The organism is Mycobacterium attenuatum (assembly GCF_900566085.1).
GTDB lineage: Bacteria > Actinomycetota > Actinomycetes > Mycobacteriales > Mycobacteriaceae > Mycobacterium > Mycobacterium attenuatum.
In genome coordinates, this window is the sequence record NZ_UPHT01000217.1 from 1 (window position 1) to 1,299 (window position 1,299).

General features: G+C 59.7%; 1 protein-coding gene. It reads right to left on the reverse strand.

Annotated elements, in window-relative coordinates; genetic code table 11:
• Positions 1-41: 41 nt before the first annotated feature.
• Positions 42-1,234 (reverse strand): IS3 family transposase gene (locus tag EET13_RS29685; protein ID WP_425294285.1). Its coding sequence is split into 2 segments (ribosomal slippage): positions 42-976 and positions 976-1,234, totalling 1,194 coding nucleotides; the frame shifts between segments, so codons are not numbered across the junction.
• Positions 1,235-1,299: the final 65 nt, after the last annotated feature.

The window sequence follows — 1,299 nt, forward strand, 5'->3', positions numbered from 1 at the left end:
TGGGGTGCCCCGCGTTTCCCGGACTGGGAATTTCGTGTTCATTACGCTGCGAGCTGTGAATTCAGGTACTCGGTGCGCACCTCGTGCGGCGTCCGGTAGCCGAGTGCGGAATGAATTCGTTTATGATTGTAAAACAATTCGATGTAGCGCGCAATGTCCTCCTTCGCCGACTTTCTGGTCGCATACACCATATGATGGACACGTTCGTTCTTCAGGCTCGCGAAGAACGATTCCGCGAGAGCATTGTCCCAACATACCCCGGTTCGGCCCAGCGAATGGGATAATCCAAGCTCGCCGAGTTTGGCGACGTAGTCGGCCGAGGTATATTGGGCGCCGCGATCGGAATGCATTATGCAGCCCGGTTGCAGGACGTGGTTGCGCGCCGCCATGTCCAGCGCGTCGGTGACCAGCTCGGTGCGCATGTGATCGGCCATCGAATAGCCGATCACCTCCTTGTTGAAGCAGTCGATCACCGTTGCCAGATACAGCCAGCCCTGCCACGTCGGGATGTAGGTGATGTCGCCGACCAACTTGGCGCCCGGTTTCTCGGCGGTGAACTCACGTTTCACCAGATCCGGCGCAGCCAGCCAGGCCTCGCCCGCAATGGTGGTGCGGCGATACGGTTTCGGTTGTACGGCAACGAGATCCAGTTCGCGCATCAGCTTGCGCACCAGCTCGTCGCCAACCCGCTCACCGGCGCGCAGGAGTTCGGCGTGGATGCGCCGGTAGCCGTAGGTGGCCCCGAATGCCGTGAATAAGACGCCGATCTTGTCGGCGAGTCGTTCGCGGCGCTGTTGGGTGAGGCTTTGCGGCCGGTCGCGCCACTCGTAGTAACCCGACTTGGACACCTGCAGCAGGGCGCACATCCGCGCGACTGTGGGGAGCTGTGGCGCCTCACCGGCGGTATAGGCGCGCTCCGCGTCGATGAACTCGAATTTGTCGCTCATCGTTGCTCCTTCGCGAAGTGCGCCGCTACTTTTTTCAGGAAAGCGTTCTCGATTTCCAGTTCCCGCGTTCGTCGTTCGAGTTCCCTCAACCGAGCGCGTTCGGATAATTCAAGCGACGGTTCGTCGCCGGCATGTTCGGCGCGGTATTTCTTTACCCAACCGCCGACGGTCGTCTCGTTCAACCCATATTCGCGGGCGACCTCGACAATCAGCCGGCCTGACTCGACGATGAGCTTCGCAATCTCATCGCGAAATTCGGGTTTGTATTTCGTATATTTCTCTGCCAACTCCCCTTGCCCTTTCCGGATAGGACCCTATTTGGTCCGCAGTCCGGGAAGTTGAGGGCACCCCA